The organism is Devosia sp. Leaf64 (assembly GCF_001421945.1).
Taxonomy (GTDB): Bacteria; Pseudomonadota; Alphaproteobacteria; order Rhizobiales; family Devosiaceae; genus Devosia.
In genome coordinates, this window is sequence record NZ_LMLO01000007.1 from 34594 (window position 1) to 59243 (window position 24650).

Sequence of the window (24650 nt, forward strand, 5' to 3'; positions counted from 1 at the left end):
GCCCAGCAGGCGCCTTTTTTATTATCAGCGATCAGACGCGGCGGGCGCGACCATCAACGGTCTTGCCATACTTGCCGGCATAAACGCGGGCCGGAACAGGCAGGCGGGAGACGATCCAGCTCACCATCAGCGGCACGAGGACGATATCATCGACCCAGCCCACGAACGGGATGACGTCGGGAATGATATCGAGCGGATTGATCAGATAGAAGGCAACGAACAGGGTCGCCGCCTTCAAATAGAGCGGGGTCTCAGCAGCCCAAAAAGCCTTCCAGAGCTGCACAACTTCCTTGCGGAACAGAACGAGGCGGGGGAGGAGCATCTTTATCATGATCAATAAATGGTCTCGCCCGGTTTCGGTTCAAGGGGTGGTCGATCACATCATTGCAACGGGTCGATTTCTGGCCAGCCATCGGCCCATTTGATCGGGGCGAGGTAGAGGTTGGGCGTGCCGCCATCGTCCTTGTTGTAGAAATGAAAGACCAGCCATGGCTCGCCATTGCGCATGAAAACTTCCTGCCCGCCGGGGCCAACGAAACGGCCGGTGGTGCTGACGAGTTCGGTGCCGCCGCCTTCAAGGAGCGGCTTGCCCGCCTTGTCGAGATAGGGGCCGGTGACGGCGTCGGCGCGACCAACCATGATGCGATAGCTCGAGCCAATGCCCCCGCAGCAGGCGTCGAACGAGACGAAGAGATAGAACTTGCCCTCGTGTTCCAGAATGGCCGGCGCGTCGATGGCATCGCCCTGGCGCGAGGCGATGAACTGCGCCTCGCTGTCTGGCAGTGGCATGCCGGTTTGAGGATCGATCTCGATGAGCTTGATGCCATTCCAGAACGAGCCAAACGCGAGCCAGGCCTTGGTGCCGCTATCGATGCGGAAGGGGTCGATGGCGTTGAAATCGTCACCCGCGCGGGAGCGAAGCACCAGGCCTTGATCCGTCCAGCCTTCGGTCGGCGTTTTCGCCTTGAGAGCGGCATTGGTCATCAAGCCGATGGCGCTGTCGTTCTTGCCGAAGGAGGAGACCGAATAATAGAGGTAATGCGTGCCATTGTGCTCGGTGACCGCTGGCGCCCAGATGTTTTTTGGCGTGAAGCCCAGTTCGGTCTCGACCCAGGCGGGCATGCCACCGGGGAGGGCGCCGGTCTCCTGCCAATCTACCCCATCGGGCGATGTCTTGGTGCGGATCTGTCCGCCATCGCTCGCGCCTTCGACGCCTGTCGCAAAGGACGCAAAGCCATCACTAGGGACCGCGATGGATGGGTCATGGATGGCTATATTGCCGGTCAATCCTTGGGCCAGCGCAGGCGCAGCCAGGAGCCCGGCGACAAGCAAGGCAAGAAGGCGCATGATTCCTCCAATCACTGAACCGTAACATTGCTCTTCTAGGTTCATGAGCTTATCTGTGACGCAAACACGAGGTGGTTTGATGGCGGGTCCGGCACCACGCAGAAAATCGGTAGGCGTCAATGTCGGCGGGGTCATGGTCGGCGGGGGCGCGCCTGTCGTCGTCCAGTCGATGACCAATACCGACACAGCCGATATCGATGCGACCGTGAAGCAGGTGATGCAACTGGCGCGCGCCGGTTCAGAAATCGTCCGCATTACCGTCGATCGTGACGAGAGCGCGGCGGCTGTGCCTATTATCCGCGATCGTCTGGCCTTCATGGGCTACGATGTGCCGCTTGTTGGCGATTTTCACTATATCGGCCACAAGCTTCTTACCGACCACCCCGCCTGCGCCGAGGCGCTGGCGAAATATCGCATCAATCCAGGCAATGTCGGCTTCAAGGCCAAGCGCGACACGCAATTTGCGACGCTGATCGAGATCGCCAACAAATACAACAAGCCGGTGCGGATCGGGGTCAATTGGGGCTCGCTCGACGAAGAACTGCTCACCAAGCTGATGGACGAGAACGCCATGTCGGAAACGCCGATTTCGGCTGCAGCCGTACAGCGCGAGGCGATCATTCAATCCGCGCTCCTCTCGGCGACGCGCGCCGAAGAGCTGGGCATGCGGCGCGATCAAATCCTGCTCTCGACCAAGGTGTCGGATGTGCAGCACCTGATCGCGGTCTATCAGGACCTTGCGGCCCGCTGCGACTATGCGCTGCATCTGGGGCTGACTGAGGCCGGCATGGGCTCAAAGGGCATTGTCGCCTCGTCGGCTGCGCTCGGCATCCTGCTGCAGCAGGGGATTGGCGACACGATCCGCATTTCCCTGACGCCCGAGCCCGGTGGGGATCGCACGACCGAAGTGAAGGTCGCGCAAGAATTGCTGCAGACCATGGGTTTTCGCCAGTTCCTCCCTGTTGTGGCCGCGTGCCCCGGATGCGGGCGCACCACGTCGAGCACGTTCCAGACGCTGGCCAAGGAAATCCAGGATCACCTGCATGTCTCGATGCCCGAATGGCGCGAGCGCTATCCTGGGGTCGAGAGGCTGTCGGTCGCCGTCATGGGCTGCATCGTCAACGGGCCCGGGGAAAGCAAGCACGCCAATATCGGCATTTCGCTGCCCGGCACCGGGGAAACTCCGGCTGCGCCTGTGTTCGTCGATGGCGAAAAGGTCGCGACGCTGCGCGGGGCCGACGTCGCTGACCAGTTTAAGGTGATGGTGGCCGATTATATCGAGCGCAAATTCGGCACCGGCAGGCAGAACGCGGCCGAATGAACGAACGCAATACCCGCCGGCTCTTCTGGCTCGCTATATTGATCCTCGTGCTCGGAACGTTAAAACTGACCGGGCACTTGGGCTGACTAGGCCGCTTCCTTCCACTCGGGGAGCGGGAAGACACGGTCATAGGCCCAATTGAAGACGAAGGCGTAGGCCATGTAGAAAAGGGCCAGTGCGATATCCATGATCAGCGCCTGCCAGATTGATATCTGCAAATACCAGGCGACGAGCGGCAGCATGATGGCAAGCAGGCCAAGCTCGAACAGCACCGCATGAAGGATGCGAATGCGTGTCGTCTTGGCGGTGCCGCCAGTCCAGCGCTGCATCACGTGGTCAAAGCCAAGATTGTAGATGTAATTCCATGCCATCGCGACGGTGGCGCTGGCAATGACGATCACAGCCGAGTCGCCGCCCGGTAGATGGAAGGCAAAGGCCGCAAGCGGCGTGGCGATGATGATGCCGATCGCTTCAAAGCTGATGGCGTGACGGATACGATCTGCGGTGGTCCGCATGGGACTTCCCCTAAAATGTCGGGTCGTCCCGAGCGATAGCCCAGTCAGGGGGAGGTCGTCCTCGCTTGCCCCCGATATAGAATTTGCCCGGTTTCCCGGCAAGGCCTATGGGGCATTTCCGATATTCTCTGACCGCAGGGCGAAGACGCCCGCCCGCACCGGCTCGCCACCGCCCATGTCCGGCACCTGATATTCGGCCAGGAGGTCGAGGTGGTCGAGCGGCAGGTCGCGGCGGAAGGGATCGCCAACGAGAACCGGGGTTTTGGCAACTGCTGCCGAGAGGGCGCGCAGCGTCTCCTGAGCTACTCTCGCGTCATAAAAGACGTCGCCGGCGAGGATCAGGTCGACCTCGGGCATACCGAGCTCGGTCCAGGCGTGCAGCGTTGCTCCATTGGCTTCGGCATTGAGCAGCATGGCGGCATGCGCGAGGGGATCGGGCTCCATGGCCCAGACATGCGCGGCGCCAGCCTTGGCGGCGGCAATACCGACGAGACCGGAGCCAGCGCCAAAATCGAGCACCGTTTTTCCGGCAACAAGTTTTGAATTTTGCGAGAGATGCACGGCTAGGACGGCGCCACCGGCCCAGGCATAGGCCCAATAAGGCGGTTCGTCGGCGCGGCCTTCTTGAGCCAGAAAAGAGATCAGCCCGCTCTTGGGCGTGGGGCGATAAAGCGAAATATCCGGACGGGCCGAAAGGGGCGTCAGCGCGAAGTGGTCAAGGATATAGTCCCTGGCGCTCACTTGGGGAGCTGGCACGCATCCACCCATCTGTTGCCGCAAAGCTCGGCCAGCCGCGCGACGGTGAGGCGCACTGAAGCGTGGGTATCGCCGCCGGCGGGAATGACCACGTCATAAATCTTGAGCGAGGTATCGAGATAGATCGGCAATGGCGCGGGAAGGCCGAAGGGGCAGACGCCGCCGACGGGATGGCTCGTCAGCCGCAACACATCCTCGGCGCCGAGCATGCGCGGACGACCGCCGAAGGCTGTTTTCGATTTCTGATTGTCGAGCCGCGCATCGCCGCGGGTCACGAGCAGCACTTCTTCGTCGCGGATGCGGATGCAGAGCGTCTTGGCGATCTGGCCGGGTTCGACGCCATGCACGGCCGCGGCAAGTGTCACGGTGGCGGTCGATTCCGCAGTGACTTCAACCGACAGGTCGGGCGCGCGGTTGGCAAGGTCGATGCGAACGGAATCAAGGCTCATCGGGAAAAGACTCAGAACAGGTCTGCGAGACGGGTTTCGTATTTGAACCGTGTCTGTTCGCGGATCGGCGTTGTCACGGCGCGGCGGAGAAAGTCGAGCGGGATGTTTTTCGTCGTGTCGAAGGCCATGAGCTCGGAGACAGTGACCCGCTCCCCGGCATAGGGCGTGACGGTGACATCCATGCCGGCTTCGACACTGCCGGGCTGCAGCACGCGGCAATAGGCGCCGGGGCGGTTGGCGCGGTGAAAGCGCTTGACCCAGAACTTGTCGCCCATCTTGGCGGCAAAGGTCATGCACGGGGTGCGGTGATAGGCGACTTCGAGGAGGCAATCGCCGATCTGGTAGCGGTCTCCGATGGCGGTTTCGGCGCTGACCGGACCGTCGATGACGAGGTTTTCGCCGAAGAGACCCGGCGTGTTCGCCACCCCGTCTTGGGTCCACCAATCGTAATCGCCCTGGAAATAAACGTAGATGGCTTGGTCATTGCCGCCGTGATGTTTGCGATCAAGCACGGCGTCTTCGGCGATGCCGTGCATTTCGATCGCTACTGGCCTAGCGACCGGGCGCTTGTTGATGCCGGTCAGGGGGCGATAGCCCTCGATATGTTCAGCCTTGCCGATGCAGACAGCGAGCAGTTTTGCCATTTCTCAGTTCTTCCGGCTGGCAAAGAATTTTGCGGTGGCGCGGAGGCCATCGGCCTTGGGGCCGAAGGTGCGGAGCGCGAGGAGCGCTTCATTGACGGTATTGTCCAAGACCTTCCTGGCGCCTTCAAGGCCGAGGGTCGAAACGAGCGTCTGCTTGCCGGCCTCAGCGTCTTTGCCGGTCGCCTTGCCCATGGCTTCGGGCGTGGCGGTGACGTCCAAGATGTCATCGGCGAGCTGGAAAGCGCGGCCAGCCGCTTCGGCATAGGCGGTGAGCGCCGAGAGCGCGCGCGGATCGGCGCCGCCGATGATGGCGCCCATGCGGACGCTGGCGCGGATGAGGGCGCCGGTTTTCATCGCCTGCATGATGGCAATCTCACCATCAGAAAAGCCGCCCTTCTCGCCTTCGATATCGCGCATCTGCCCACCCACCATGCCGCCAGCGCCGGCGCCGAGGGCCAGTTCGGTGACGAGGCGGATGCGGACGGCGGGGTCGGCATGAGTGGCCGGCTCGCCGAGAAGAGCAAAAGCTTGGGTGAGGAGGGCATCGCCGGCGAGAATTGCGGTGGCATCGTCATAAGCCTTATGGACCGTCGGGCGGCCTCGGCGCAGATCGTCATTGTCCATGGCGGGCAGATCGTCATGGATCAGCGAATAGCAATGAATCATTTCGACCGCGAGGCCGGCGGGGAGAGCGGCCTCCGGCGGCACCGAAAAGATCGCGGCGGCCTGGCGCACCAGCAGCGGGCGCAGGCGCTTGCCGCCTTCAAGGCTGCCGTGGCGCATGGCAGCGACAACGCGATCGGCGGCCGGGCCGGGGCCGGACAGCCGTGGGCCAGTCAGGTAATCAGAAAGGCCGGCTTCGACGGCTCGGGCGCAAGCGGCGCTGTCGGTGGAAAAGTCGTACATAGCTTGTTGCTAACCCGTTGCCCCAAAAGCGGCAAGGGGACTCCGGCCTTGGCCGCAGCGCCAACTGCCGCTATCACCGGATCATGGCACGAAAGGCAAAAGGTTTGAGGCGGGCATTGCGCCTTTTGGTCACCGCGATTGCGGTGCTGATCGCCATTCCTCTTGTCCTGACGCCGGTTTACCTGGTGGTCGATCCGATCTCCGTGCCGATGATCGAGCGCTATCTGACGGGACGCCCTGTGACGCGGGAGTGGCGGGATATCGATCAGGTCTCGGACCGCCTCAAGGCGTCGATCATCCTCTCAGAAGATGGACAATTCTGCCGCCATTGGGGCGTCGATTTCGGGGCGCTGCGCGCCGAGGTCGACAATTATCTCGAGGGCAAGCCGACGCGGGGCGCTTCGACGCTGACCATGCAGGTCGCCCGCAATCTCTTTCTCTGGAACGATCCGAGCCCGATCCGCAAAGTCCTCGAAGTGCCGCTGGCGCTTTATATCGACCTCGTCATGCCCAAGAAGCGGATCATGGAGATCTATCTCAATATCGCGGAATGGGGGCCGAATGGCGAGTTCGGGATCGCCGCCGGGAGCGAGCGGGCCTTTGGGCGTGAGCCGCAAAATTTAGATTGGCAGACGGCGAGTTTGCTGGCCGTGACGCTGCCTAATCCGCTGGTACGCAACCCGGCGCGGCCGAACAATGGGCTGCTACGAGTGGCGGGGATCGTCGCGGAGCGGGCGCAGCTGTATGGCGAGCGGGCGAATTGCGTCGGCAGCGGCGGGCGGCTGGCGCTTTAGGCGTCGTCGCCGCCGCCATGTTCGCGCACGAACTTGGTCTCCGGCTCCGGTGGGGTATCGTGCGGGCGACCGAAGTCGGGGGCCGCGGTTTCCTGGCCCGCATTGATGATCGAACGGCGGATGGCGCGGGTGCGGGTGAACATGGCTTCGAGCGCGTCGCCATCGCCGGTGCGCACGGCGCGCTGCAGCACCGAGAGATCTTCGAGAAAGCGGCCCAGCATTTCGAGCACGGCATCACGATTGGTGAGGAACACGTCGCGCCACATCACCGGATCGGAGGCGGCGATGCGGGTGAAATCGCGGAAGCCGGAGGCGGAAAACTTGATGACTTCGGATTGGGTCGCGGTTTCAAGATCGGCGACCGTGCCCACGATATTATAGGCGACGAGATGGGGAATGTGGCTCGTGATAGCGAGCACCATGTCGTGGTGCGCGGCATCCATGCTTTCGACCTTCGAACCCATGGCGCGCCAGAAGGCGGCGAGCTTTTCGGTTTCTGCGGCTGGCACTTCAGGACCTGGAGTGAGCACGCACCAACGGCCGGCAAAGAGTTCCGGGAAACCGGCGGACGGGCCGGAATGTTCGGTGCCGGCGATTGGGTGACCGGGAATGAAGTGCACCATGGCCGGCAGGTGTGGCGCCACGACCTTGACCACATGCTCCTTGACCGAGCCGACGTCGGAAACGATGGCGCCGGGTTCGAGTGCGGGTCCGATGGCGCGGGCAAGCGCGTCATAGGCGCCGACAGGGGCGCAGAGAATGACGAGATCGGCGCCGCGCACGGCTTCGGCAGCGTCGAGCGTATAAATATCACCGAGCTTCAGGTCGCGCGCTTCGTCGAGCGTTTCCTGGCGGCGCGTTGCGATGGAAATGACATCGACCAAGCCTTGGCGCCGAGCAGCGAGGGCGATGGACGAGCCGATGAGGCCGATGCCGATCAGGGCGAGCTTGCGAAAATGGGCGCTCATTGGGCGGCTTCCATGGATTTGAGAATTTTGGCGACGCCCTGCATGGCTTCATCGGAGCCGATGGAAATGCGCAGGCCATTGTGGATGTCGTAGGACTTGCCGACTTCACGCACAACATAGCCACCCGCGAGGAGAGTATCGAAGGCACGGGCCGCGGTCGCGGCATCGGGAAACAGCACGAGGATGAAATTGGCCTGGCTCGGCAGCACGCGCATGGCGTTGCCACTGAGTTCGGTCGTCAGCCAGTCGCGCCACTTGGCATTGTGGGCGCGCAGCTTTTCGTTAAAGTCGACATCGCGCGTCGCCGCAGCGCCCGCAAGCTGGGCCGGTAGGTTGACGTTGAACGGCCCCCGGATGCGGTTGAGCGCGTCGATAATGTGGTCGGGGCCAACCATCCAGCCGATGCGCGCGGCCGCGAGGCCCATCTTGGAGAAGGTGCGGACCATGACGACATTGTCCGCCTCGCCGACCAGTTTTAGCCCTACGGAAAAGTCAGCCGCGGTGACATATTCGGCATAGGCATTGTCGACGACGAGCAAAATATCGGGGCGCAGCGCGGCGTGAAGCCGGCGCACTTCGGCGTCCGAGAGATAGGTGCCGGTCGGGTTATTGGGATTGGCGAGCCAGACGATCTTCGTGCGGTCGGTAACGGCGGCCAAGATGGCGTCGACATCGGCGGTATAGTCGGTCTCTTCGACCATGACGATCTTGGCGCCGGTGGCCATGGTGATGATCGGATAGACCGAAAAGCCATAGCGGTTCATCACCGCCTCGTCGCCTTCCCCGAGATAAGTCTGGGCGATCAGGTGAAGGAGGTCATCCGAACCATTTCCGCACATGATGCGGGCGGGATCGATGCGGTGCACTTCGCCGAGGGCTTCGCGCAGGATACGCGAGGAACCTTCAGGGTAAATCGCAAGATTTTCTGCAGCGCCTGCGAAGGCCGCGACGGCCTTGGGGCTGGCGCCAAGCGGAGATTCATTGGCCGAGAGTTTGACCGTCGTGCTGCCCGGCGCGCCGGATTTGCCCGGCAAATAGGGGGCGATATCCAAAATTCCGGGCTGCGGCGTGGGGCGATTGGGATTGGTCATGACGCACTTTTATGACGGGCAGGAAAGGCCGCGCGGACCATATGCAAAAGGGGTCTGAAAGGCAAAGCCTGTCTTGCCTGGATGGTGATGGTTGGGTCGGGGGAAGGGCACACTTATCCCGTTTATCCCCGCCACCCCGGTTTCACGCTATTCTTTAGGTCCAACCTCGCACGGACGGTCTGCAGACGACAGTGGCGAGGGGGCCCGGCGATGGATCGTCTCCATCGCACGTTCGGGGATTGGCCGCCTCGCGACGAGCGATCAAAGGGGCGCTGTGAATCCTGTCCGAAAAGCGGGCGCCCCGGAGCGGTTTCCGCTTCATAAAACTCTAAATTCCTTCGAGGCGAATGCCGCTCCGGGGTCCGTCCACCACGTCAACCGGAGGCTCAGGCCATCCGGCGCCCCGTCATGTCCTCAAGAGCTGGATCGCGCCGTTGCCGGGGCCATGCCGGGAAGGCGCACATAGCGCTCGGCGCGTTTGCGGCGGGGGATGGCCGGGAAGGCTTCCTTGCGGGCGCGAACGCAGATGACGCCGCTCATCGGCGGGCCGAAAAGGCGGCCCATGCGCTCGAAAAAGCGGGCGGAGCGGAGGAACAGCGAGGACTGGACCGGGGGCAAAAAGAGGCCGTCGCGCCAGGCTTCGGGCACGAAGGAGTGATCGCGGAGCAGCTTTTCGAGTTGTCCGCCCGAATAGGGATTGCCCTGGCCAAATGGGGTCACATCGCGCTGGGCCCAGATGCCGCGGCGGCGGGGGACGATGATGATGAGATGGCCGTTGGGCGCGGTGATGCGCCAGAGTTCGCGCATCAATTCTTCAGCATCGGCAACATGTTCGAGGGCATGGACGGCGATGGTGAGATCGATCGCGGCATCGGTCAGCGGCATCTCGAGGGGATCGCTGAGGACGGTGCGCGACGGACCTTCACGCGGCCAGGCCGAGGCGCCCTGGCGGGCCGGCATAAGGGCGACGACGCGTTCGGCGGGTTCGAGCGCGAAGCGTAGATAGGGGGTGGCAAAGCCAAGACCCAACACGCGCTTGCCGGACAAATTGCCTGACAAAGCAATGATTTGCTCGCGGATCAAGGCGCGAGAAATGCGCCCGAGCGGGGATTTATAATAGGAGATCAGGCGGGTGACATCGCTGGTCATGGCTTGAGTTTAGCCATTGGGGCGTGGACTTGTCCAATGCGGCGGTTGTGTTCGGCCCTTGGGCACCCTAGCTTTGGTACCCGAACCGAATTTTGAAATTGCAAGGAGCCGCTAAATGGCTTTGGTCGTCGATGTTTTTTCCGCCCGGACCGATAATTTCGGCTATTTGCTGCATGATCAGGCGACCGGCAAGACCGCGGCGCTCGATGCGCCCGAAGCGAATGCGATCCGCGATGCGCTGGAGCGCACCGGCTGGACATTGACAGATATTTTTATCACCCATCACCACATCGACCATGTGGAGGCCATTGCCGAATTGAAGGCGGCGTTTGGGTGCCGGGTCGTAGGGCCGCGGGCCGAGGCGGACAAGATCGATGGGCTCGATGAGCTGGTGGGCGATGGCGACACCGTTACGCTCGGCGAGACCTCCTTCAAGATCATCGCGACGCCGGGCCACACGCTGGGGCATATCGTTTACTTCGAACCCTTTGGAAAACATCTGTTTTCTGCCGATGCGCTGTTCTCGCTCGGGGTCGGGCGGATGTTCGAAGGCACGCCCGGACCGATGTGGGAAGGGGTCAAGCGCCTCCGCGAATTGCCGGACGATACGCTCGTCTATTGCGGCCATGAATATACCCAATCCAATGCCAAATTCGCGCTCAGCATCGATCCCAACAACCGAGCGCTGCAGCAGCGGGCGGATCTCGTGAACTCGCTGCGCAATGGGGGCAAGCCGACGATTCCGTTCGAATTGGGGGAGGATAAACGCGCCAATCCCTTCCTTCGGGCCGATGCGCCGGAACTGGCGGCGCATTATGGTTTGGAGGGCAAGGACCCGGCCGAGGTGTTCGCCGCGATCCGCAAGGGCAAGGATAATTTCTGACGTCTGACGACGATTTGGGATCGTAATCGGTTAACATTCCGTTAACATCTGGCACGCCCGTTGCTCCTATAGGGGCATAGCAGTGTTGTCCCGTCTCAAAATGGGACAGCCGGCTCGCAATGAGACAGGCGAGGGTTCCAGATGACCGAGACTGAGACATATCGATCCCAATTGCCCGCGCTGATGACGCCGGCTGCAGCGCGTCCATCGCTCGCGAGCGGCGCGCCGACTGTCGAATTCATCAGCCAGCTGATTGCGGCGCGGGATCGGTTGCCGCCGCAGCGCGAACGGCGCCGGGCGAGTGTCGATCGCGCCGTCGGGGCCTATGCGCAAAGCGCGGCTATCGCGGTGCGCCGGATGCCGGAAGGTTATCGAAAGACGGTTGTCGCCTGAAGATCCGACCAGAGGTTCAAAAGAATGATCCCCGCTGATGAGGCGGGGATTTTTTGTTTTTTGGGGATGGTCAGTACATTTTAGGATGGGCCTGGGCCTTCGCCGGGGTGACATTCGGCAGCAGCCCAAGTCAGTTCATCGACACGTCGCGGCTCGCGCTGGTGATGGAGACGGTGAAGCCGGCGACGACGTCGATCAGGCTCATGACCATCAGAAGGAAGAAGACCGAGCTGGCGGCGGCGCCGACGAGCAGGAATTCGACGAGGAAGATGACGAAGAGGAACATCGAGAGCATGTGCTCAATGATCGAATTGCGCGCCGTCTGGGTCGATTTCAGCACTTCGAAGAAAAGCATGATGACGCCGATGACGAGGAGAAGATCGCCCGCCGTCACGGCCCAGGGCATGCCTGAGGGCATGGGAATGGAAAAAAGCCCGGCCGCCCAATTGATCGGATTGCCGCCGATGAAGAGGAACACGACGAGATTGTAGATCAAGAAGGGGATGATCAGCAGCGGCACGATGAAGCCATTGCGGCGGCGGCTGGTGACGGTGTGAGTGGGCAGGACGACGGTTTCCGTCATGGCGGATCTCCGATTGGTCGCACGAGCATGCCAGAGGTTTGATTGAGGCGGAAGAAGACTATTCGACTGCCTCAGGACTTTGCGACGAGTTTCCTCAGCGCCCGAGCGATGGCAGGCGGATCGTAGGGTTTGGGAAAGAACAGGCTGCCGTGGGGGAGTTCTTCGTTTCCGACGAGGCGGAAGCCGGAGGTGACGGCGAGCTTGATATCGGGCCAGCGCTGCCGGACGATATTCGCGAGCTCTATGCCGCCCATGCCACCGGGCATATCGACATCGGTAAAGACCACGGTCACATCGAGGCTACGCTCGAGAAGTGCGATGGCTTGATGGCCATTGCCTGCTTCGAGGACCACAAAATTCTCGTCTTCAAGGTGATCGACAATGCCCATGCGCAGAAGCGGTTCGTCTTCAACGACAAGAACTTTGATCAGCCTATCCATCAGGCCGAGACCTCGACAAGGTCGGCATCGGTCGGCGGTACATCCACTGTATCCCAAGCCGGACAGGTAAGAGTGCAGACAAGGCCGGTTGGGGGATAGTCGATGGCGACTTCACCGGCAAAATCCGATGGCAGCACGCGGGAAATCAGCCGCGAGCCGAAACCCGAGCGCTGCGGCGGGGCGACGATGGGGCCGCCTTTTTCCTGCCAGGTCCAGCCAAACATGGGCTGGCCAGTTTCGGACCGGAAGAGACTCCAGCCGATCGAAATTTTGCCCTCGGCCTCGCGAAGGGCCCCATATTTGATGGCATTGGTCGCAAGCTCGTGGACCGCAAGCGACATGGACAGCGACTGCTTGGGGCTGAGATCGAGCGTGGGACCCGAAATATGGAAGCGGTGCGCCTCGCCGTGGGGCAGGAGGGCGGACCGGATGGTCTCGTCGAGCGGCGCGCTATGCCAGGTGCGCTTCAACAAGAGCTCATGCGCATTGGCGAGCGCCGAGAGGCGCGCGGTGAAGGCGGCGCGGCGATCTTCGATGTCGGCGCCCTTGAGCGTCTGCATGGCGATGGCCTGAACCATAGCCATGGAATTCTTGAGGCGGTGGCTGATTTCGCCCTCGCGCAATTTTTCGGCGGCGACGGCTCGGGCCTGCTTGAGGGCGGCCTGGGTGCGGTCCGCGACGGCGCGAACGAAATCGGCCTCGACCTTGCCGAATGGCCGGGGCTTATCGAAATGCAGCAGCATCAGCCCGGTCATGACGCCGCTTTCCATGATCGGGATATTGACCAGCATGCGGATATCATGGGCGAGCAGCAGCGCCTCGGAGGCTCGGGTGCGTTCATCCTGCGAAACATCGAAAATCAGCACATCGTCGCCGCGCTTCAAATCCTCGATAAAAGACCCGTACTCGCGGAAATGATGCATGCCGGCCATCGAGACGGCGCTGCCCGCTGTCCAATCCTGACCGACCTCGACAGTGTCGGTCAAAGGATCGACCTGCCCATACCCTGCACGCGTGCTGCCGAGCGCCTTGCCGAGGACTTCGGCGGTGCTTGCAAGGATCAGATCGATATCGATGGTGGCGCGGGTTCTATCGCCAATCTCAAGGAGAGCGGCCTGGCGCAGCGTCGTGAAATCCTGGCTCGCCCGCAATTCTTCTTCGGCTTTGACGCGAGCCGTGACGTCCATAAAGAGCATGACGAAGGTATCGGGGCCCGTCGACTGGCACGATCCCTCATACCACCGATCAAAGCCGCTGAACTGGCGGAGGAAGCGGGCAGGCTGGTCCGTTTCGACGACAGAGGCGACTTCATCGAGCCATTCACGTTCGATGGCTGGAAAAAGCTCACGAAGGGTTTTACCGGCGATCTTGCGATAATCGATGCCGAGCATCCTGCCGCAGGCTGGGTTGACCTCGCGATGGCGCCAATCGTGAACGTGGCCCGCTTCATCGCGGAGGACCTCGCCCATGATCATGCCTTCATGCAACTGGGCGAACATGGTCTCCCAATTGAGATCGGAAATATAGGCGCGGATCTTGTCGCTGACGACTTCGGCAATGGATTCAAGAAGGAGACGATCTCTCTCGCTCCAAGCGCGCGCATTGGTATCGATGGCGGCGAGAGCGCCGACGACCTCTCCCGTCGGCAGCCGGAGGGGCGTGCCGAGATAGGCGATGACGCCGAGATCGCGAATGGCGAGATTGTCCTTGAGAACCGGATGGAGGCGGGCGTCGGCGACCGAAAGATTGGCTTCTTCGCGCACGACATATTGGCAAAAGGAATGGGTGAGCGGGGTTTCGCCCTTTTCGGCCCAGACTTTTGGCAGACCGGCATGAGCGGCAAAAACCTGGCGATCTTCTTCGAGCAGCGAGACGATAGCCACGGGGACGCCGAGCGCGTTGCGCACGAGCTGAATGTGCTTTTCGAAGTGATCGTCGCCGGCTGCGCTGAGCAAACCGGACTGACGAAGAGCGCGGACATGGGGCGCCACACCCGGCGCTCTGTGGCTTTCAGTCAAGATCGGCATCCGATACGCGGAAATAACACGGGTTAACACTGTATCGGCAACTACCACTTGGGCCAACGAGTTCCCAGCGGCTTGGTGGATTATGGGAAAAGTGGTGATTGGACAGGCTTTGAAAAAGAGCCAGACTGGGTGTTGAAGACGCCAAGGCTCAGGCGTCGTATTGGTGATCCCGCTCGGCGGGCTGGTTTGAGGAGACAATCATGACGATCGCCAAAAATACGATTTGCATCTGGTTCGATAAGGATGGCGAAGCGGCAACGCGGTTTTATGCCGAGACTTTTCCCGATACCGTCGTCAAGTCCGTGCACAGGGCGCCGAGCGATAATCCATCGACCGACGCTGGAGCCGTATTGACGGTCGAGTTCGACCTGATGGGCATTTCCTGCATCGCGCTCAATGGCGGACCCGCTTTCAAGCACAGCGAAGCGTTCTCTTTCCAGATCGCGACGGACAGCCAGGAAGAGACCGACCGCTACTGGGACGCCATTGTCGGCAATGGCGGCGAAGAGAGCATGTGTGGCTGGTGCAAGGACAAGTGGGGCATTTCCTGGCAGATCACGCCGCGCGCCCTGTCCGAAGCCATGCAGAAGGGCGGGCCGGGGGCCAAGCGGGCCTTTGAAGCGATGATGACGATGAAGAAGATCGATGTCGCTGCAATCGAGGCGGCGGCGCGGGGCTAGGCTTCAGGCTCGACATCTCAGGATGGGCCCCGGGTCGAGCCCGGGGTGACATCTGGTGGGATGGGGGAGAGGTGGGGATGTCCTGCCTTAGTGGCGTGGGGTCAATTCGATGACCGGAATGGCCTCGCGGGTGGTCTTCTTTTCGTAATCGGCAAATTGCGGGAAGAGGCTCGCCTGGCGCGCATAGATCGCGTCGCGCTCTTCGCCTTCGACGACGCGGGCATGAATGGGAAGGCGGCTGATGGTCGTGCCGTCACCTACGGAAATGTCGAAATCGGGGTGGGCGATGAGGTTGTGATACCAAGCCGGATTGTTGGGGGCGCCGGCATAGGAGGCAAACACATACCAGGGGCCGGTGTCGTTTTCGCGCAGATACATCAGCGGCTGCGTGCGTTCGAGCCCCGACTTTGCGCCGATCGAATGCAGCAGGAGCACCGGGGCGTTTTCGAAATAGCCGCCGGGCTTGCCGCCATTGGCGTTAAAGTCGGCGATGACCTGGTCGTTGAAATTGCTCATGTCGGACCTCGTGTCTGGGGTGAGGCTAGAGCTAGGTGTCGCGGACCCATTGAACAAGACCGGTAAAAACAAATGCCGCCCGGTTGGGGCGGCATTTTTTTGAGGCTGACGAAGCTTACTTCTTGATCGTCAGTGGACCGACCATCTGCTCGGGCTTCACTTCGGCGTCGAATTCTTCGCCTGTCAGGAGGCCAAGGTCGATGGCGGTTTCGCGCAGCGTCGAGCCGTTCTTGTGTGCGGTCTTGGCGATCTTGGCCGCGTTATCATAGCCGATCTTGCGGTTGAGCGCGGTCACCAGCATCAGCGACTGATCGACGAGCTGCTTGATGCGCTTGCGGTCGGGTTCGATGCCGACGGCGCAATTGTCGTTGAACGACTTGGCCGCATCGGCAAGGAGGCGGACCGACTGCAGGAAATTGTAGGCGATGACGGGCTTGAAGACGTTGAGCTCGAAATTGCCCTGGGAGGCGGCAAAGCCGATGGCGGCGTCATTGCCCATGACATGGGCGACGACCATGGTCATGGCTTCGGACTGCGTCGGATTGACCTTGCCCGGCATGATCGAGGAGCCGGGTTCGTTTTCCGGAATGGTCAATTCACCGAGGCCGGAGCGGGGGCCGGAGGCGAGCCAGCGCACGTCATTGGCGATCTTCATGAAAGCGACAGCCAGCTGCTTAAGGGCGCCCGAAGTGCCGACAAAGGCGTCGTGGCCGGCCATGACGGCATACTTGTTCGGCGCGGTGATGAACTCGTGGCCCGAGAGCGTCGAGATTTCAGCAGCGACGGCGACGGCGTAATCGGGGTGGGCATTGAGGCCCGTGCCGACGGCAGTGCCGCCGAGGGCGAGTTCGCGCAGCTGGGGCAGGGTGACTTCGATGGCTTTTACCGCGAGGTCGATCTGGGCGACCCAGCCGCTCATTTCCTGGCCGAGGGTCAGGGGCGTCGCGTCCTGGAGATGGGTGCGGCCGATCTTGACCACGTCCATGAACTCTTCAGACTTGGAATGGAGCGTATCGCGCAGGATTTTGACGCGCGGGAAGAGGTAATTGACGACTGCTTCGATGGCGGCGATGTGCATGGCCGTCGGGTAGGTGTCGTTGGACGACTGGCTCATGTTGACATGGTCATTGGGGTGCACCGGCTTTTTCGAGCCCATGGTGCCGCCGGCCATCTCGATGCCGCGGTTGGAGATGACCTCGTTGACGTTCATGTTCGACTGGGTGCCCGAGCCGGTCTGCCAGACGACGAGCGGGAAGTGGTCGTCGAGTTTGCCGTCGATGACTTCATCGGCTGCCGCAACGATCAGGTCGCGCAGCGCTGGGTCGAGAAGGCCAAGCTTGGTATTGGTGATCGCGGCGGCTTTTTTCAGGATCGCGAAGGCAGTGATGATTTCCTTGGGCATCTTTTCCCCGCCAATGTCGAAATTGGCGAGGCTGCGAGCCGTCTGAGCACCGTAATACTTGTCGGTCGGGACATTGATGGTGCCCATCGTGTCCGATTCAATACGCATGGTCATATCTGGCTCTCCGGCTGTGGCCGCTCTTGTCGGCGGTCCCTTGGACAAAACAAAAAGGCCGACCCTCTTGCAAGGATCGGCCAATACATCATTTCAGGTCGCGCGCATTCGCGTCGCCAGCCCTAAGGCTTAGCTCTTGACGGCGAGGATCTGACGACCGCGATACATGCCGGTCTTGAGGTCGACGTGATGCGGACGACGCAGCTCACCCGAATCCTTGTCTTCGACATAGGTGGGGTTTGCAATCGCGTCGGCCGAGCGGCGGAAGCCGCGCTTCATCGGCGAGGTCTTTCGTTTTGGCACTGCCATGGTCGGTACTCCGAATTCAAAATCGTTGCGCCGCCGAAAGCGGCCCAGAGACACGTCTCTGTTGGGATTGGGGGCTCTATAGAATAGTTGCCCGCCTTTGGCAACACGGGCTTTGAGGGATTCGGTGGGCGGGGGCGTGGTTGTTGTGGCGCCCTTTGTCGTCAATTCTAGCGCAAGCCGTAAGGAGCTGAAAGTGACTCATGACGAGGTGATCTCGCGGGCGGTGGCACTGCTGAAGCCACATTGGGTCGATGGCCGCGTGCATGGGGATGTCGCGTCGATCGTCGTGGCTGAAGATGGGGGCGTGTTTGCAGGCGTTTGCGTCGATACGACCAGTTGGGGGCTTTGTGCCGAGCGGAGTGCGTTGGCCGCGATGATTACGGCGGGGCAGTATCGTTTTACGAAGGTCGTGGCGGTTTGGCGCAATAAGGACACAGGCCAAATTCATGTCCTGCCGCCATGCGGCGTGTGCCGAGAATTCATGCGGCAGATTGCATCGGACAATCTCGATGCGGAGGTCGTGCTGGGGCGGGATAGGTCGATGACCCTCCGCGAGCTTTTGCCTGAACATGAATGGCCGGCGCCGCTTGTTTGAGGCGCCGGCAGGATTTCTAGAACAGCGGCGGCAGGGTTGTGATGGGGAGGAGGCCGGAGGAGAGCGTGCCGGCGCGGAAGTTGAGTTGGTTGGTGTGGCGGCCGTCGGCGCCGGGGACGCCGAGGACGAGGGTGCGCCAGGGTTCTTCGATCATGGGGCCGATGCGTTCGGCAACGCCCTGGGAATCGATGTTGATGGTGCCATCGACGAGACCGGTAGGGCCAAGGGCGAGGTTGCCGCTGGCATTGAGATCGGCGGTGTCATCGGTCATCTTGACCGAGACGATCTTGAGTTCGCCGCCGGCCTGCTGCCAGGTGGGGAGGATCGGCGTGAGGCCAATGGTCGAATAATCGTCGGGAATGCCGGTGAGTTCAGCTTCGACTTCGACGGCCGTGTTGGTCAGCGTCGCAGCGGGCAATTCGAGAGCATCGGCGCGCATGTAAAGCGCGAGCGCGGAAAGATTGCGCTCGGCATTGTGCGCCTCGGGCATGTCGAGAAGGTGGAATTCGGCATGCTTGGTCCGCGCGAGGAGCGTGTCGCCGAGCAACAGATCGTTCCAGCCAATGTCGTCGCCAATCAGGGAAAGGCGCGCGATGCGGTTGTCGGTCAGCCGGAGGCTGCCTTCAAGGGCCGTCCAGGACACCGCGGAGCGTTGGCCGGTAAAGGCATCGGAGATTTCCGCTGGGCCCTTGGCCGAGCCGAGGAAATGATTGAGTTCATAGACCATGGCGCTGGCGCGAAGGCCGGGAACCTTGATCATGACATCGCCCGTCGTGACGACGGCATCGGTGCAATCGACATCGAAGGCGAAAGGGAAGCCGCTGACGCCGAGATTGGCGCAGGTGAGGCGCGGGGACGTCTCGCCATCGGCAAAGGCGAGGAGCTCGATTTGCTGCCGCAACTGGCCGGCAAAATAATACCAGGCGCCAGCGACGGCGGCGATGACGAGCAGGATGACGGCGCCAAGGGCGATGATTCGATTCTTCATGGGTCGGTTTTATCTCCAAAGCGCGTCGCGATCTCCGAGATTCGCATCGCGCGCTTTAGCTCTTTGTTTTCCGCATGTCGTCATCCTGAACCCAAGGCCATTTCGGGCGGCATGCTACGGGATTGGCAAAATGCAAAAGCGGGTCGCCTTGAGACCGCCTTTGTTGGCATCAGATTATCTGCCCCATGGTTGTGGCCGGGGCGAGGCCGGGATTAAGTTTGTGCACCGCCGTGAAGGTGGGTGTGGGACTGAAGCGGAGATGGTGATGACGGAAACGACTGCAGCAAGCCACTGGGTGTTTGGCTATGGTTCGTTGATCTGGAACCCGGGCTTTCCGTTCGTTTCAACCCAGATCGGGCGCCTCAAGGGGGCGCATCGCTCGCTCTCGATCATTTCGCACCATCACCGGGGCACCAAGGAACAACCGGGTCTGGTTTTCGGCCTCACGCGGGGCGGTTCCGTGCGCGGCATGGTGTTCGAGGTGGCCGACGAAAACTGGGCTGACGTTCGCGCCTATCTCGAAGAACGCGAGCAGGTGACGATGGTCTATCGCGACGTGATCCGGCCGGTCGTGCTCGACGATGGGCGACGGGTTTCAGCGCTGACCTTTATCGTCGACGAGACCCACGAGCAGTTTGCCGGCAATCTCGATCTCGACGCGCAACTGGCCATGGTGAAGGTCGGTGTCGGGATTTCGGGGCGGAATGTCGACTATGTCATCAACACCGCACGGCATCTTGAAAGCCTCGGCATTCATGATCGGGTGCTGATGGATCTGGCGCGGCGGCTCGAAGCCAATGAAGCGACGAGTCAGGCGGCCTGATCGATCCTTGCGGGCACGGCGCCTTCTAGATCTGCAATGACCGAGAGCCGGCCATCGTCCAGCATGGGGCGGGCGAGGCGGAACACACCATCGGCGCGGTTCATGGCTTTGCGAAAGCGCAGGCGAATGGCGGGTTCGGCAATGAGATCGAGACCGCAGCCGACCCAGAGAACGCTGTTGCCGCGCGCGATCAGATAGAGATCGGCGCCGTTGAGAACAAAGTCCCCCAGATTCTCATGTTCCAGAGCATAGGCATGGCCGGACAGGCCGAGCCACTGGCTGGTCTTCTTATGGCGAAGTGGCGGTTCGAAACCCGCCTCGATCCAAGAAAGCATCCTGTCCCTCCCTGCACGGAGTAGAACAAAATTAGAACAAATACCGCGAATCAGTCAAGCGGCGTTTTCACTCCTACTACATCTAGTAGCGGGTGGCTCTAGAGGGTCAAGATGCGGAAGTGCGCTGTCGGGCAGCAGCAATCCGCTCGGCAAGTTCGGAATCGATCGGGCGAACGAGGCCTTTATCGACGGCAGCGAGCGCCAATGCATCCGAGCGCGGCTCGATGGCTTGGCGCAGCCGCTCGGCAAAAACGTCGGGAGCAAGCCCAGCTTCGATCGGCGGCATGATCTCGGCTTGGGCAAGGCCTGGCCAGATGATGAGCGAATTGCGACCCCAGAAGAGGCCTGAATTGAGCGCCACGGGGACTACCGGCACATTGAGCTCGCCATACATCCGGACGATGCCCTGGCGATAGGTGGGAGCCGAAAGTGGCGCCTTGCGGGTGCCTTCGGGGAAGATGACGATGCGGCAGCCGCGATTGATGGCGTCACGGGCGCCGCGCATCATGGCCGGGATCGCTTCGGCGCCCTTCTTGCGATCGACCGCGATACAATCGAGCGAACGCGCGGCCCAGCCGAAGAAGGGAATGTTCATCAGCTCCTGCTTGACGATGTAAGCAGGGCGGCCGGTATAGGGGAAAATAGCAAAGACGTCCCAATCGGACTGGTGCTTGCTCGCAATGATGCAGCCGCCGGGTGGGATATTTTCGGCGCCGGTGACCTTGGTGTGGAGCCCGGTGATGCCGCGCAGCAACTGGACGTTCGACCAGCACCAATAGCGCGCCAAAGCCCAGGTGAAGCGGGTGGGGCCTGCAATCAGGCCGACAATGCCGATGATGATGGCAATGATCGCCGTCTGGCCGATGAAGACGAAATAGAAGAGACCCGTGCGGATCGCCTGGATGGCTATTCTCAGTGGCATGCGTGCTCCTGGCGTCGGCTTATCCTTAGCGGGATAGGGGCGACATGACGAGGGGGGCTTTTTTGGGGTTTTGGAAGATCCCCCTCACCGACCTGCGCTTCGCCTAGCCTGCCCTTCCGGGCCTTGTTCGCTGAAATCGCTCCACTGGAGCGATTTCCGGGCGCTTCCAAGTCTCCCCGAGAGGGAGAGGAATAGGAAGGGCGCGCTGGGCTATTCTTCTCCCTCTCGGGGAGAAGGTGGCCCGAAGGGCCGGATGAGGGGGCTCTGCAGCGACCGTTAAGTGCGATGACTAAGAGGCTTCGCTGAGGTAGCGGCGGACGGTCATGCGGGAGGTGACGGCGGTCAGGACGGCGATGACCGGAATGACGAGGATGACGAAAATGGTGCCATCGATGCCGAGGACGAAATTGCCGAAGATGAAACCGACCTGGGTCGTCGCCTCTGTGGGGAGCACCGAACCGGCAGCGGTGCCGATGAGGATGAAGAACAGCGTGCCGAGGAGCGCGCCGAGAAGCCCGCCCTGTAGACCGATGGTGAGGAAGCGGCCCTGGAATTCTCCGGCGATGAACTTGTTGGAGGCGCCGATGAAGTGAAGGACGTCGACGATCTCGCGATTGGTGGCCATGGCGCCGCGCGTCGCAAAGATAATGGCGAGGACGGTCGCGACGCCGATGAGCCCGAGAACCAGCAGACCGGAAATGACGACTGTGCCGGCCATGGTGTTGAGCTGCTGGCGCCATGCAGCGTGCGTATCAAGGCTTGCGCCCTTGATGGCCTGAAGATTGCGCTGGAGCTGATCGATATCGGCGTCGACCGGATCGCCCAATTGCACGACGATGAGACGTGGCACGGCAATGGCGGAGAGATCGAGACCCGCGCCGAGCCAGGGCTCGAGCAGGGCCTGGCTTTCTTCAAGGCTGAGGGCGCGCGCACCGGCGACGCCGGGCGTTGCTTGCGCGAGGGACACGGCGGTGCGCAGATTGCTTTCCATCACCTCGCCCTCGACCGGGCGGATCTGGATGGTCATTTCGCGCCCGACATCGGCGGACCAGGCGATCGCCGATTTTTGCACGAGGACGACGCCCCCGAGCGTGACGGCGGACAAAAAGCTCATGATGGTGATGAGCATAAGGAGCGTGCGGCCGGCGACGCTGTGTTTGGGGACGATGGGTGCGCCAGCGCTACGGCGCGTCAGGCGCGCCACCAATTGCCTAATCATGGATGGTCAGCGTCCCCTTGTTGAGCACCATGCGCGGATAGGAAAAGCGATCGAGCAGCGGCAATTCGTGGGTAGCGAGAATGATCGTCATCCCCAGCGTGCGGTTGAGCTCTGCAAAGAGATGAACGAGGCGGCTTGAAAGATCAGGATCGACATTGCCGGTGGGCTCGTCCGCGAGCAGAATTTTTGGCCGGGCGATAACGGCGCGGGCGATGGCGGCGCGCTGCTTTTCGCCGCCCGAAAGAACGGTGGGGAGCGCATGCATGCGCTCGCCGAGGCCGACCCATTCGAGAAGTTCGGTGACGTTTGGCCGATATTCGCTTTCCGGCTGGCCGAGGACGCGGAGCGGCAGAGCGACATTTTCAAAAGTCGTCAGGTGATCGAGGAGCCGGAATTCCTGGAAGACGATGCCGATATGGCGGCGCATCTGGAGGAGGCTATCGCGATCGAGGGTGCCTACATCCTCATTGAGCATGGTGACCTTGCCGCGGCTCGGTTTGAGCGCCAGGAGCAAAAGCCTGAGGAGGCTGGTCTTGCCCGAGCCCGACGGGCCGGTCAAAAAATGAAACGAGCCGGGCTCGATGGAAAAGGTCAGATCACTCAGGATTTCGGGACCATTGCCATAGCGAAGGCCGACATCGGAAAATTCGATCAAGAACGGGTGCTCCCCAGCTCGTCCGGTGGTCTTGCCGCAACACGCGAATCAGAGACCGCGCCATCATAGCAGCGTCGTGCCGGGTCTGCGGCATCGCACCCGCTATGGACGGGGGAAAGCGGCAGTTTTGTGTTCTTGCCTCAGCTTCTTGCCGGTTTGAGGAGTATTAACCCGCGGCAGGCTAGGGTCAGTGCAAGCCCAATATGGTTGCGCCGGTTTAGATGATCATTACCTGCCCCAATTGCCAGACGAAATACCAGGTGACCTTCGAGGCCATCGGCTCGGCTGGTCGTAAGGTGCAGTGCGCCAGTTGCCGGCAATCCTGGCAGCAGCCGGCGCTGCCTCCGCCGGGGCCGGATCTGCGACTGGTGCCAAAATCCGAGCCGGAATCGGACCGGCTTTTCGACAATATGAGCGAAGAGGCGCTCGACGCTGCGATCGAGGCGGAAGAAAAAACCGCCGTCGAAGACGCGCCGCGTCCGGCCGATCCTCTCGATCCTGTGGAGCCGCGCCCGGCGAAAAAACGGGAATCAGCGGCCGAAGTGCGCGAGCGGCAGAAAAAACTGTCGCGCCGCCAGGTCGCCATGGCCGCCAGCATGCCGCTGGCGCGTATGCGACGGACGGCAAGGATCGCCGGCGCAGTCACCTTGGTTGGTATTCTGGGGCTTGGCTATTTCGGGCGCGTCCAGATCGTCGAGCGCAATCCTGATCTTGCGGGCATTTACCAGGCCGTCGGGCTGGGCGTGAACGTCGTTGGGCTCGAGCTGTCGGATCTGCAATCGACACGCAGCCTCAGCGAAGGCAAGGAAGTGCTGGTGGTTTCGGGACAGATCGTGGGGCTGATGCCCAACCCGGTTTCGGTACCGCCAGTATTGGTGAGCCTCCTCGATAGCACGGGGCACACGGTTTATGAGTGGAGCGTCGCGCCGCGTATTCGCGATCTGATGGCGGGCGAGCGCGCGACATTCGATACGCGCCTGCCGCTGCCGCCCGTCGAGGCGACACGGGTGCGCTTGAGTTTTGCGGGCGGACGTACTGCCATCAATGGCGGTGAAGCCACGCAGCCGGCCGGTGTGCCGCCGAGCCCAGCCAGCGATGGCCATAGTGTGCCGGCTGAACACGGTGCGCCGGAGGTTGCCGCTGCAGAAGGCCATGGCGAGCCGGCAGTTGCCGAAGCCCATGGCGCGGAAGCCGAGGCGGGACCCGCCGGCCACGATGCGCCTGAGCCAGAGCATGGTGCGGCAGAAACGCCTGTTGAAGCCGAAGCCCCGGCGGTTCACCACTGACGGGATCGTTCCTATATTCAATGCATTCTAACGCCGGTTCTTCACCCCAGAACTGGTTCTAGCCTTGCAGCGGCCCAAGTGCCGTTTGCCCGGAGACGACATATGGCCCGCATTCTTGTCGCTGAAGATGATCCCTCCGTCCGCGCCTTCGTGGTCAGCGCGCTGACGATGAAGGGGCACGAGGTCGTCGCCGAAGAAGATGGTGGCCTCGCTGCCGAGACCATGGAAGCAGAGGAGGGCAAGTTCGACCTCCTGCTTTCGGACATCAAGATGCCAGTGATGGACGGGATCGCGCTGGCGCTGCAGGTCGGCTCGTCGTTTCCCGAGGTGACGATTGTCTTGATGACCGGATTTGCCGATCAACGCGAGCGGGCGCATGGGCTCGAGGCGCTGGTTTACGATGTGATCGTGAAGCCGTTTACACTGGCGGAGTTGCTGGCCAAGGTCGAGGACGCGCTTGAGGGGCGGCCGGTCGAGGTGGTTTCGCTGGCCCGGCAGGCGCGGGAAGAGTAGGGGCGAAGGCCCCCCCCCCCCCCCCCC

Annotated in this window: 30 protein-coding genes; 9 read left to right on the plus strand and 21 right to left on the minus strand. The window is 61.8% G+C overall.

Going from position 1 to position 24650, the window contains the following annotated elements:
* Positions 1–31: 31 nt before the first annotated feature.
* Together ASE94_RS05010 and ASE94_RS05015 are read right to left on the minus strand one after the other, a co-directional pair.
* Positions 32–331, minus strand: a complete 300-nt coding sequence (locus tag ASE94_RS05010) for a DUF1232 domain-containing protein (RefSeq protein WP_061908218.1) — start codon at positions 329–331, stop codon at positions 32–34.
* Between the two features lie 50 nt (positions 332–381).
* Positions 382–1347: an arabinan endo-1,5-alpha-L-arabinosidase gene (locus tag ASE94_RS05015; RefSeq protein WP_062629462.1), complete on the minus strand. Its 966-nt coding sequence runs from the start codon at positions 1345–1347 to the stop codon at positions 382–384.
* Between the two features lie 79 nt (positions 1348–1426).
* On the opposite strand from ASE94_RS05015, the gene ispG reads away from it, so the two are divergent.
* A complete protein-coding gene (gene ispG, locus ASE94_RS05020; protein WP_062629463.1) occupies positions 1427–2668 on the plus strand; it encodes a flavodoxin-dependent (E)-4-hydroxy-3-methylbut-2-enyl-diphosphate synthase in 1242 nt (413 codons plus the stop codon).
* Positions 2669–2754: 86 nt separating this feature from the next.
* Here ispG and ASE94_RS05025 read toward each other — a convergent pair whose 3' ends face one another.
* The 5 genes from ASE94_RS05025 to ASE94_RS05045 all read right to left on the minus strand — a co-directional run bounded on the left by ASE94_RS05025 (position 2755) and on the right by ASE94_RS05045 (position 5938).
* The gene (locus ASE94_RS05025; protein ID WP_062629464.1) at positions 2755–3183 is read right to left on the minus strand and encodes a PACE efflux transporter; all 429 of its coding nucleotides are present in this window, start codon (positions 3181–3183) and stop codon (positions 2755–2757) included.
* Between the two features lie 105 nt (positions 3184–3288).
* Positions 3289–3939 carry a 50S ribosomal protein L11 methyltransferase gene (locus ASE94_RS05030; protein WP_244483973.1) on the minus strand — a complete coding sequence of 217 codons (651 nt, stop codon included), beginning with the start codon at positions 3937–3939 and terminating at the stop codon, positions 3289–3291.
* Positions 3921–4388 (minus strand): YbaK/EbsC family protein, encoded by a 468-nt coding sequence (locus tag ASE94_RS05035; RefSeq protein WP_062629466.1) that lies wholly within the window; start codon positions 4386–4388, stop codon positions 3921–3923. The genes ASE94_RS05030 and ASE94_RS05035 overlap by 19 nt, the downstream gene beginning before the upstream one ends.
* Positions 4389–4399: 11 nt before the next feature.
* Complete coding sequence (locus ASE94_RS05040; RefSeq protein ID WP_062629467.1) at positions 4400–5032, minus strand: MOSC domain-containing protein; 633 nt, start codon at positions 5030–5032, stop codon at positions 4400–4402.
* Positions 5033–5035: 3 nt separating this feature from the next.
* Positions 5036–5938: a polyprenyl synthetase family protein gene (locus ASE94_RS05045; protein ID WP_062629468.1), complete on the minus strand. Its 903-nt coding sequence runs from the start codon at positions 5936–5938 to the stop codon at positions 5036–5038.
* A 116-nt stretch (positions 5939–6054) separates the two neighbouring features.
* On the opposite strand from ASE94_RS05045, the gene ASE94_RS05050 reads away from it, so the two are divergent.
* On the plus strand, positions 6055–6732 hold the full coding sequence (locus tag ASE94_RS05050; RefSeq protein WP_244483974.1) for a transglycosylase domain-containing protein: 678 nt from the start codon (positions 6055–6057) through the stop codon (positions 6730–6732).
* Here ASE94_RS05050 and ASE94_RS05055 read toward each other — a convergent pair.
* From ASE94_RS05055 to ASE94_RS05065, 3 genes are all read right to left on the minus strand, one after another.
* Positions 6729–7700: a prephenate/arogenate dehydrogenase family protein gene (locus ASE94_RS05055; protein ID WP_062629470.1), complete on the minus strand. Its 972-nt coding sequence runs from the start codon at positions 7698–7700 to the stop codon at positions 6729–6731. The genes ASE94_RS05050 and ASE94_RS05055 overlap by 4 nt on opposite strands.
* Positions 7697–8791: a histidinol-phosphate transaminase gene (gene hisC / locus ASE94_RS05060; RefSeq protein ID WP_062629471.1), complete on the minus strand. Its 1095-nt coding sequence runs from the start codon at positions 8789–8791 to the stop codon at positions 7697–7699. Before hisC ends, ASE94_RS05055 begins: the two co-directional genes overlap by 4 nt.
* 414 nt (positions 8792–9205) lie before the next feature.
* Positions 9206–9940, minus strand: a complete 735-nt coding sequence (locus ASE94_RS05065) for a class I SAM-dependent methyltransferase (protein WP_062629472.1) — start codon at positions 9938–9940, stop codon at positions 9206–9208.
* 115 nt (positions 9941–10055) lie between these two features.
* Between ASE94_RS05065 and gloB the strand changes: the two genes are divergently transcribed.
* Positions 10056–10823 (plus strand): hydroxyacylglutathione hydrolase, encoded by a 768-nt coding sequence (gene gloB / locus ASE94_RS05070; protein WP_062629473.1) that lies wholly within the window; start codon positions 10056–10058, stop codon positions 10821–10823.
* Positions 10824–10964: 141 nt separating this feature from the next.
* A complete protein-coding gene (locus ASE94_RS05075; RefSeq protein ID WP_156351875.1) occupies positions 10965–11216 on the plus strand; it encodes a hypothetical protein in 252 nt (83 codons plus the stop codon).
* A gap of 130 nt (positions 11217–11346) precedes the next feature.
* Here the strand turns inward: ASE94_RS05075 and ASE94_RS05080 are convergent, their stop codons facing one another.
* The 3 genes from ASE94_RS05080 to ASE94_RS05090 form a co-directional block, all read right to left on the minus strand.
* Positions 11347–11799, minus strand: a complete 453-nt coding sequence (locus tag ASE94_RS05080; protein WP_244483975.1) for a hypothetical protein — start codon at positions 11797–11799, stop codon at positions 11347–11349.
* Positions 11800–11870: 71 nt separating this feature from the next.
* The gene (locus ASE94_RS05085) at positions 11871–12239 is read right to left on the minus strand and encodes a response regulator (RefSeq protein WP_062629475.1); all 369 of its coding nucleotides are present in this window, start codon (positions 12237–12239) and stop codon (positions 11871–11873) included.
* Positions 12239–14257, minus strand: a complete 2019-nt coding sequence (locus ASE94_RS05090) for a GAF domain-containing protein (protein ID WP_162236046.1) — start codon at positions 14255–14257, stop codon at positions 12239–12241. The genes ASE94_RS05085 and ASE94_RS05090 overlap by 1 nt, the downstream gene beginning before the upstream one ends.
* Before the next feature lie 209 nt (positions 14258–14466).
* Between ASE94_RS05090 and ASE94_RS05095 the strand changes: the two genes are divergently transcribed.
* The gene (locus tag ASE94_RS05095; protein WP_062629477.1) at positions 14467–14946 is read left to right on the plus strand and encodes a VOC family protein; all 480 of its coding nucleotides are present in this window, start codon (positions 14467–14469) and stop codon (positions 14944–14946) included.
* 87 nt (positions 14947–15033) lie between these two features.
* Here the strand turns inward: ASE94_RS05095 and ASE94_RS05100 are convergent, their stop codons facing one another.
* The 3 genes from ASE94_RS05100 to rpmF form a co-directional block, all read right to left on the minus strand.
* Complete coding sequence (locus tag ASE94_RS05100; RefSeq protein ID WP_062629478.1) at positions 15034–15462, minus strand: nitroreductase/quinone reductase family protein; 429 nt, start codon at positions 15460–15462, stop codon at positions 15034–15036.
* Positions 15463–15577: 115 nt separating this feature from the next.
* Positions 15578–16978: a class II fumarate hydratase gene (fumC, locus tag ASE94_RS05105; protein WP_062629479.1), complete on the minus strand. Its 1401-nt coding sequence runs from the start codon at positions 16976–16978 to the stop codon at positions 15578–15580.
* Between the two features lie 129 nt (positions 16979–17107).
* On the minus strand, positions 17108–17287 hold the full coding sequence (rpmF, locus tag ASE94_RS05110) for a 50S ribosomal protein L32 (protein ID WP_061908829.1): 180 nt from the start codon (positions 17285–17287) through the stop codon (positions 17108–17110).
* A gap of 193 nt (positions 17288–17480) precedes the next feature.
* Here rpmF and ASE94_RS05115 point away from each other — a divergent pair, with 193 nt between their 5' ends.
* Entirely contained in the window at positions 17481–17882 is a 402-nt protein-coding gene (locus ASE94_RS05115) for a hypothetical protein (RefSeq protein ID WP_082460953.1), read from the plus strand.
* Positions 17883–17898: 16 nt separating this feature from the next.
* Here the strand turns inward: ASE94_RS05115 and ASE94_RS05120 are convergent, their stop codons facing one another.
* Positions 17899–18870 carry a DUF2125 domain-containing protein gene (locus tag ASE94_RS05120; RefSeq protein WP_062629481.1) on the minus strand — a complete coding sequence of 324 codons (972 nt, stop codon included), beginning with the start codon at positions 18868–18870 and terminating at the stop codon, positions 17899–17901.
* Between the two features lie 265 nt (positions 18871–19135).
* On the opposite strand from ASE94_RS05120, the gene ASE94_RS05125 reads away from it, so the two are divergent.
* The gene (locus ASE94_RS05125; protein WP_348270954.1) at positions 19136–19693 is read left to right on the plus strand and encodes a gamma-glutamylcyclotransferase; all 558 of its coding nucleotides are present in this window, start codon (positions 19136–19138) and stop codon (positions 19691–19693) included.
* Here the strand turns inward: ASE94_RS05125 and ASE94_RS05130 are convergent.
* The 4 genes from ASE94_RS05130 to ASE94_RS05145 form a co-directional block, all read right to left on the minus strand.
* Complete coding sequence (locus tag ASE94_RS05130) at positions 19681–20028, minus strand: hypothetical protein (protein ID WP_061908199.1); 348 nt, start codon at positions 20026–20028, stop codon at positions 19681–19683. The genes ASE94_RS05125 and ASE94_RS05130 overlap by 13 nt on opposite strands.
* Positions 20029–20134: 106 nt before the next feature.
* Positions 20135–20950 (minus strand): lysophospholipid acyltransferase family protein, encoded by an 816-nt coding sequence (locus ASE94_RS05135; RefSeq protein WP_062629483.1) that lies wholly within the window; start codon positions 20948–20950, stop codon positions 20135–20137.
* Between the two features lie 289 nt (positions 20951–21239).
* Positions 21240–22169 carry an FtsX-like permease family protein gene (locus ASE94_RS05140; RefSeq protein ID WP_062629484.1) on the minus strand — a complete coding sequence of 310 codons (930 nt, stop codon included), beginning with the start codon at positions 22167–22169 and terminating at the stop codon, positions 21240–21242.
* The gene (locus tag ASE94_RS05145; RefSeq protein ID WP_061908196.1) at positions 22162–22824 is read right to left on the minus strand and encodes an ATP-binding cassette domain-containing protein; all 663 of its coding nucleotides are present in this window, start codon (positions 22822–22824) and stop codon (positions 22162–22164) included. Before ASE94_RS05145 ends, ASE94_RS05140 begins: the two co-directional genes overlap by 8 nt.
* Before the next feature lie 221 nt (positions 22825–23045).
* On the opposite strand from ASE94_RS05145, the gene ASE94_RS05150 reads away from it, so the two are divergent.
* Both ASE94_RS05150 and ASE94_RS05155 read left to right on the plus strand, forming a co-directional pair.
* A complete protein-coding gene (locus ASE94_RS05150) occupies positions 23046–24110 on the plus strand; it encodes a zinc-ribbon domain-containing protein (RefSeq protein ID WP_062629485.1) in 1065 nt (354 codons plus the stop codon).
* Between the two features lie 102 nt (positions 24111–24212).
* Positions 24213–24623, plus strand: a complete 411-nt coding sequence (locus tag ASE94_RS05155) for a response regulator (RefSeq protein ID WP_061908194.1) — start codon at positions 24213–24215, stop codon at positions 24621–24623.
* Positions 24624–24650 lie beyond the last annotated feature (27 nt).

Bases quoted from the DNA above. Each gene is read 5' to 3' on its own strand.
- ASE94_RS05120 (WP_062629481.1), bottom strand. From the start codon at position 18,870: ATGAAGAATCGAATCATCGCCCTTGGCGCCGTCATCCTGCTCGTCATC.
- fumC (WP_062629479.1), bottom strand. From the start codon at position 16,978: ATGACCATGCGTATTGAATCGGACACGATGGGCACCATCAATGTCCCG.
- ASE94_RS05155 (WP_061908194.1), top strand. From the start codon at position 24,213: ATGGCCCGCATTCTTGTCGCTGAAGATGATCCCTCCGTCCGCGCCTTC.
- ASE94_RS05125 (WP_348270954.1), top strand. From the start codon at position 19,136: ATGACGGAAACGACTGCAGCAAGCCACTGGGTGTTTGGCTATGGTTCG.
- ASE94_RS05040 (WP_062629467.1), bottom strand. From the start codon at position 5,032: ATGGCAAAACTGCTCGCTGTCTGCATCGGCAAGGCTGAACATATCGAG.
- ASE94_RS05130 (WP_061908199.1), bottom strand. From the start codon at position 20,028: ATGCTTTCTTGGATCGAGGCGGGTTTCGAACCGCCACTTCGCCATAAG.
- ASE94_RS05025 (WP_062629464.1), bottom strand. From the start codon at position 3,183: ATGCGGACCACCGCAGATCGTATCCGTCACGCCATCAGCTTTGAAGCG.
- ASE94_RS05140 (WP_062629484.1), bottom strand. From the start codon at position 22,169: ATGATTAGGCAATTGGTGGCGCGCCTGACGCGCCGTAGCGCTGGCGCA.
- ASE94_RS05010 (WP_061908218.1), bottom strand. From the start codon at position 331: ATGATAAAGATGCTCCTCCCCCGCCTCGTTCTGTTCCGCAAGGAAGTT.
- ASE94_RS05135 (WP_062629483.1), bottom strand. From the start codon at position 20,950: ATGCCACTGAGAATAGCCATCCAGGCGATCCGCACGGGTCTCTTCTAT.
- ispG (WP_062629463.1), top strand. From the start codon at position 1,427: ATGGCGGGTCCGGCACCACGCAGAAAATCGGTAGGCGTCAATGTCGGC.
- ASE94_RS05035 (WP_062629466.1), bottom strand. From the start codon at position 4,388: ATGAGCCTTGATTCCGTTCGCATCGACCTTGCCAACCGCGCGCCCGAC.
- rpmF (WP_061908829.1), bottom strand. From the start codon at position 17,287: ATGGCAGTGCCAAAACGAAAGACCTCGCCGATGAAGCGCGGCTTCCGC.
- ASE94_RS05075 (WP_156351875.1), top strand. From the start codon at position 10,965: ATGACCGAGACTGAGACATATCGATCCCAATTGCCCGCGCTGATGACG.
- ASE94_RS05045 (WP_062629468.1), bottom strand. From the start codon at position 5,938: ATGTACGACTTTTCCACCGACAGCGCCGCTTGCGCCCGAGCCGTCGAA.
- ASE94_RS05065 (WP_062629472.1), bottom strand. From the start codon at position 9,940: ATGACCAGCGATGTCACCCGCCTGATCTCCTATTATAAATCCCCGCTC.
- ASE94_RS05015 (WP_062629462.1), bottom strand. From the start codon at position 1,347: ATGCGCCTTCTTGCCTTGCTTGTCGCCGGGCTCCTGGCTGCGCCTGCG.
- ASE94_RS05095 (WP_062629477.1), top strand. From the start codon at position 14,467: ATGACGATCGCCAAAAATACGATTTGCATCTGGTTCGATAAGGATGGC.
- hisC (WP_062629471.1), bottom strand. From the start codon at position 8,791: ATGACCAATCCCAATCGCCCCACGCCGCAGCCCGGAATTTTGGATATC.
- ASE94_RS05150 (WP_062629485.1), top strand. From the start codon at position 23,046: ATGATCATTACCTGCCCCAATTGCCAGACGAAATACCAGGTGACCTTC.
- ASE94_RS05080 (WP_244483975.1), bottom strand. From the start codon at position 11,799: ATGACGGAAACCGTCGTCCTGCCCACTCACACCGTCACCAGCCGCCGC.
- ASE94_RS05055 (WP_062629470.1), bottom strand. From the start codon at position 7,700: ATGAGCGCCCATTTTCGCAAGCTCGCCCTGATCGGCATCGGCCTCATC.
- gloB (WP_062629473.1), top strand. From the start codon at position 10,056: ATGGCTTTGGTCGTCGATGTTTTTTCCGCCCGGACCGATAATTTCGGC.
- ASE94_RS05100 (WP_062629478.1), bottom strand. From the start codon at position 15,462: ATGAGCAATTTCAACGACCAGGTCATCGCCGACTTTAACGCCAATGGC.
- ASE94_RS05085 (WP_062629475.1), bottom strand. From the start codon at position 12,239: ATGGATAGGCTGATCAAAGTTCTTGTCGTTGAAGACGAACCGCTTCTG.